At 56.0% G+C, this 5,401-nt stretch carries 3 protein-coding genes; 2 read left to right on the forward strand and 1 reads right to left on the reverse strand.

The annotated features are described in order from the left end of the window. Positions 1-520: 520 nt before the first annotated feature. The gene (gene mobF, locus ACIQ17_RS30260; RefSeq protein ID WP_398473162.1) at positions 521-3,187 is read right to left on the reverse strand and encodes a MobF family relaxase; all 2,667 of its coding nucleotides are present in this window, start codon (positions 3,185-3,187) and stop codon (positions 521-523) included. A gap of 212 nt (positions 3,188-3,399) precedes the next feature. Here mobF and ACIQ17_RS30265 point away from each other — a divergent pair, with 212 nt between their 5' ends. Together ACIQ17_RS30265 and ACIQ17_RS30270 are read left to right on the forward strand one after the other, a co-directional pair. Further along, on the forward strand, positions 3,400-4,836 hold the full coding sequence (locus tag ACIQ17_RS30265) for a hypothetical protein (protein ID WP_398473163.1): 1,437 nt from the start codon (positions 3,400-3,402) through the stop codon (positions 4,834-4,836). A gap of 113 nt (positions 4,837-4,949) precedes the next feature. Beyond that, positions 4,950-5,401 (forward strand): hypothetical protein (locus tag ACIQ17_RS30270; protein WP_398473164.1); only part of this gene is annotated, 452 nt, incomplete at its 3' end.

The raw sequence follows: 5,401 nt of genomic DNA on the forward strand, positions 1-5,401 counted from the left end.
GATGCTGACGGCTCACCAGCGAGCGCCGCCCGCGGATGCAGCCGCACTTTCCTCGTGCGGGGCTTAGCCATGACCAGCCTCCGAGGCCGTCACGCGAGCGGCAATATCACTCTGTCCTTCCGCATGCTTTGACCCGCATCGGTCAAAGCCGCTGATGGAAGCCGTCCGGCAGCTAATGGTCTTGGCGCTGCGCGGATCATCTCCGCACTGCTCGAACTGGCCACTTGCTGATATCTGGTGTGCGATCGTCGCAACCACGGAAACCTCCATCGAAGGAGGTCATCTGTATTGCAGCAGGCAGGGGCAGGTTGCAGTCCAAATGAAAATGCTCGTTCCGCCCAAAGTCGCGCGCCGTGTTAACGGCCACAGCGACCTTAAAGCGCACAGATTTGCTGTCTTTCTCCGTGCAGCCGAGCGACCAGGACTCGGATATCAGGCGGGCATTCTGTACGAACCAGGCAATGTCCGGCACCACCGCCTAAACGACGGGTTATCGCGAGAGCTCTCAGCGAAGCGCGCCTTAGCCGCGCTGATATGCCGACGACATATTCCTCTCTAGCGACCGTTCACCAGCGCGCACGGCAAGATCCAGGGCTGGATCGAGCGTACAAGTCTTCACCTGGAAGCGTGACAAGCGCGCCGCGAACCATTCCAAGCGCTGCTCAGGCGTGATTTTGACCTGTAGCCGCTCCGATAGCGGCAAATCGAGACGCGCTTGTGCGTCGATTTCCCGGTGGTCCGCGAAGATTTCAAGTCTGTCGCGCTGCCGGGAAAAAGCAACATAAGCCTCGTTGCGCGTCATCGCCGGGCCAGCCCAGACGAACGCCCGATCGGTCGTCAGCCCCTGCGACCCGTAGATTGTTGTACTATAAGCGTGCCCGAGACGCGCTCTGCCGTGTTCATCTGCGAATTCCGACACATGGAAGCGTGCTTGCCGCCCGTCGATATTGACGTGGATAATCGGATCTGGCGTCTCGCGATCTTGGATATCCGTGATGCCGGCGGTCGTGCCGTTGATTACAGACAGCCGATCATGGCGAACCAAGAAGCGAATCTGATCGCCGACCGCTAACTCTAGCGTTTGCCCGTGACCTGATGGCGTCACGGCTGCCACCTCGACATCATCAGCGGCGATAACCGCATCCCGTTTCAATCGAATGCGAATTTCGGCATTGAGGGCGTGAACCTGCGCATTTGTCTTTGCAATCAACAAGTACGACGCATTTGGCGCCTCTCGCTGAGTTCTCTGCCAAGCATCAACCAGATCCGTGACGGTCGCTCGCTCGCCCGCGGCAAAATTGAGCAGACCACGTTCTCTGAACGCCGCTAAGCCGCGTTCTGCACGCCCCTTGGCAAAGTCGGTGACAGCCGTTCGCATCCAGGGTTCGCGCTGGCGGACGATGGTGTCGATGCGGGTTGTGCCAGTCACGCCCGCGAGAATGGTGAGTCCAGGGCCGGCTCCAACGGCTTGCAGTTGCTCGCGATCTCCGACAATTACGACCTTGGCCCGCGCCTCCATCGCCCGTTTGGTGATGGCTAACATTTGGCGCGATGAGAGCAGTCCCGCTTCATCCACGACAAGAACGGTATTCGCGTCGAGAAACGGCTTGGCGGTTCGGGCAAGCCAGGCGTCCGTTGCCATCGCTTCGATCCCCAATTTCTGCAATTCCTTCGCCACCTTCCAGGATTGGCTCGTCGCGATGACCCGCCGCGCCGTCATTCCCAGGCCTCCGGCGACATTCTGTTCAGAATAGGCCTCCACGATTGCAGCCAACGTCGTGGACTTCCCCGCCCCGGCCGCGCCCTCGATCACAACAATTGCAGCCGAGTCCGTCGCCATCTGCGCCGCATGCGTCTGTTCGTCGGACAAGCCATGCGCGCGGCAGATTTCGAGCACGCGATGGGGGGCGGGCGCAAAGCGATGTTCGTGCGCAAGGCGCTCGCTCACCGCAACCAATTCGCGCTCGATCGCAATCTGCTCAGTCGTGGAAAAGACGGGTTGTTGCAGGGCATCCCGCCCCAATTCAACAATCTCGCGACCTTCGATAAGACGTTCGACCTCTTGTTCGACGCGCTCGGCATCGGCTCCAGTGCCAACAAGCGAGGTTGCGACCGCGGCATAGAGATGACGCCGCTCAAAGACGCTTTCGTGTTCAGTCAGAAGCGCCGGGACACGTGCGACGCCATCAGCAATCTGTCGTTCCTGCTCAAGAACATCTCGATCCCGCGATGCGCGTAGATTGGTCATAAGCCGCTCGACATCGAGAAACGGCGCTGCTTCTTCGGCCCACAATTCGAATCGATCTTGCGCTCGCTCTTTGTTTTTCGAGGAACGTGTTCCGAGAGCAATGGCAGCCGCCAGCGCCGGTGCATCGGCGGTCGAAAGCCCTTCGGCTTCGATCGCTTGTTCGATTTCCTGACGGCGCGCCGAGAAATGGTGCTGAAGCGCCTTGAAGCTTGACGAAAGAGCATCTGTCCGGTCGTGAGCCGTCTGCGGCAATACGATCTCGAACATGCCGTTCTTGCCGACTTCCCCGATCTCGAATCCGATTCTACTTAAAATTGTAGAAAATTGTAAATGATAGATGGCTCCTGCTGCCATTTTATAGGCAAAGAGGTGCCGGGCGTCTAAAGCACCCACCGTCCCATCATCGCGACGTGAAAAATTGAGTAAAACTGCATGTGTATGCAAATTTGGATCCGCATACACTTTGCCGTTGCTATGCTCGACTGGACGCGCCTCGCCATGCTGGAATGACGCAACAGTCAACGTCGCCTTTTCCAGACGATGGCCGTTTTTGCCACGCCGGCAAAACGTCGCGTGTCGTTCCAGAAACGCGATGGTTGCCTCGCAGGCTTCGTATTGAGCTTTTTCGATCAGACGCCTTGTCTCAAGATCTGCAAGAGCGAATGCGACAGAGACCGACTTTGGCGCCGACAGCGTAAGATCGATGCCTCCGACGCGCTTTTGTTTATCGCCCGTGTTGGACAGAAGAGGCCGTCCGTCTACATCTTGCGAGGCGTGTAGCCGTTCGAACAAAGCATTCTCAACGTCGGCCCCGTGCCGCACGCCGAAATCATTGGTCGATGACATCCAACGTCCTGCGGGCTCCCCGCCTCCCAGGTAATACTCCGACTGCTTGCTGTAATATTTCGCCGTCGTGCCGGCTGCGATTGTCGCGACCACGTCCGCCTCCATTGAAGGAGGCGTTCGTAAGGGCGGCGATCAGCACGCGTTGCAGACCAATTGAAGAAAGCGCATTTCCGCGTGGCGAAGCGCAGCTGTGGGACAAGATTAGAAAGGTTGGATTTTACTCAAAATTATCCGCAGCATTTCTCGGCTTCGAAATGGCTCGTCATTTATACAGCCAATAAATCAGTGCGTGGAGAGAGTGGAAGATGCGATTTGGAAGCCTAGATGCCTTTAGAAGTCGCAATGGAGCGCGAGTTTATCTAAACGAAAATCAACTCGAAGCGATGCACAAACCAGACAGGGTCGCTCGCATTCACAAGATTCGCGATCGCTTTAGCCTTAAACAAGTTCCCATCATCTATTACAATGCAAAATTCGGAGCTCCTCTCCAGGCGGACGACGACACGATCGCGGATTGGCAGCAGAAGGATTTTCGAGCTGTTACTGAATTTCAGCTCTATACTTACGGTATCAAGCTAAACAGGCGTCAAAAAGCAGGCTTCAAGCACGGTGACTGGATTGCTATTGTTCCGGCCCACGAAGACGAAGGCAAAAGGGGACGCCCCAATCAAGGACTGATCGTCGGGACCTTGCGGACAGCCTTGTATGCCCAATGCGTCAGAGCAAGCCGCGTGCTTCAGATGGCGCAATTCCAGGCCAATCGCGATGCAAATCCATGGACACAAGCGGATGAAGCCGTTCGCGATCAGTTGGAGAATGCCGAGCTTGCGACCGTCAAAGCCGCATTCAAGGAAGCCAGTGATCAATACGCCGCACCGGAGATTCGGAAGAAGCACGAACGCGATGTAACTACCGAACATCTGCGCACGAACGGTCGGAAACACGCGAAGCCTTGGTTCGGTCTCACACCAGAAGCGATCCGCGCGCAAGCGGCCACCGAAATTCTGTGTCATGAACAGATCTACGGGCCATTCAGCTATAAAGAAATCACAGACCGCGAGCTTCCGATAATCAGCATTTTGCGGCGCGGACACTTGCGTGCTCTTGCCGTGCACCGGATCGAAAGAGAAATAGCACGCCATCGCGTAGCAAATGGCTTGCCCGTCGGTCCTGGAACAAAGCAGCGTTTAGACTACGGCACAGAATACGACCTCAATCTATGGGGATGCTTCATGCTGGCTCTTCATGGAGGCATCAACCCCATCGTACTATATGGAGAATTCGAACCACTATCCGACCTTTTCGATTTGGCGGCTTGGTTCGGCTATTTCGCTCGAGGGGCCTACAACGAAATACCTCCCGAGGTTGCTGTCACGCTGCTTGCTTGTTTCTCTACCAATCCCGGCCATGGCGTCATCGAAAACGACATTCCGAATCTTGAGAAAATTTACAAGCAAATCGATTACCTCGTGGACCTACTCGTGGGTCGCGAGCCACTGATGAAGGCGGCCAAGCAAGCCATTGTAACCCGAACTTCTGTCAAAATCGCACCTCTTTATTATAGCACTGTCATCAATTCAGATTCTGAGCAACCTGACAGCCCAGACGCGACCATCGACCCTCGATTCTACGTTGGCACAGGCCAGGATGGCATCAATCTATCGGTGGATTTCGCGAACGAGCCCGAGATGGCCCACGGCGAGCGGTTGTTGGTACGTCATTTCCGACCGCTATTGTGGTGAACGGAGCGGGCAAGCGCCAACATTCAATTAGACTGCAACGAGGCCTTGGCTAAATCGGTAACTTTGCTTTCACGACAGCGCGCCCGCTGTCGTGAAACAAAAGGAAGCCGAACATGAATATCATCCGCAAATCTGCCGCCATCTATGCCGCTCTGATGGCAGCAATCGCGGCAATCCCCAAGTCTATTCAAAATGTGCGGGAAGCGCGACAGAACCGATCGCCAACGTCGGTGGCGCGTGCGATCAATCAGCGCTATCCGTTCTATTATGCAATAGACCCGGATTGGTCGTCATTTGATCTGACAGCATATCCCGAACATCTCAAAGACGGGTTGCCGTTTGTTCGTGTGAGCCTGGAAGAGCTGAGAGCAGCTCGTGTGAACCCAGGCGAGCTGAGATGGGCGTTCGAGGGAGAAGAGAGAGATCCCATTGCTTTCAAGCTAGGAGGACTTATCCCTGTTCGGGGTGCAGGTGCACTGCCCCTACCTTCCCCAGCCGATACGATCCATACCATCAAGAATAAGGGCTTCGGCATTCTTGATATGAATGATGCGCAGCGCATTAT

Origin of the sequence: Tardiphaga sp., from assembly GCF_044340795.1 — a bacterium.
Lineage (GTDB): Bacteria > Pseudomonadota > Alphaproteobacteria > Rhizobiales > Xanthobacteraceae > Tardiphaga.

What these genes read in the sequence shown, in the direction of transcription:
- ACIQ17_RS30265 (WP_398473163.1), top strand. Translation starts at nt 3,400, where the DNA reads ATGCGATTTGGAAGCCTAGATGCCTTTAGAAGTCGCAATGGAGCGCGA.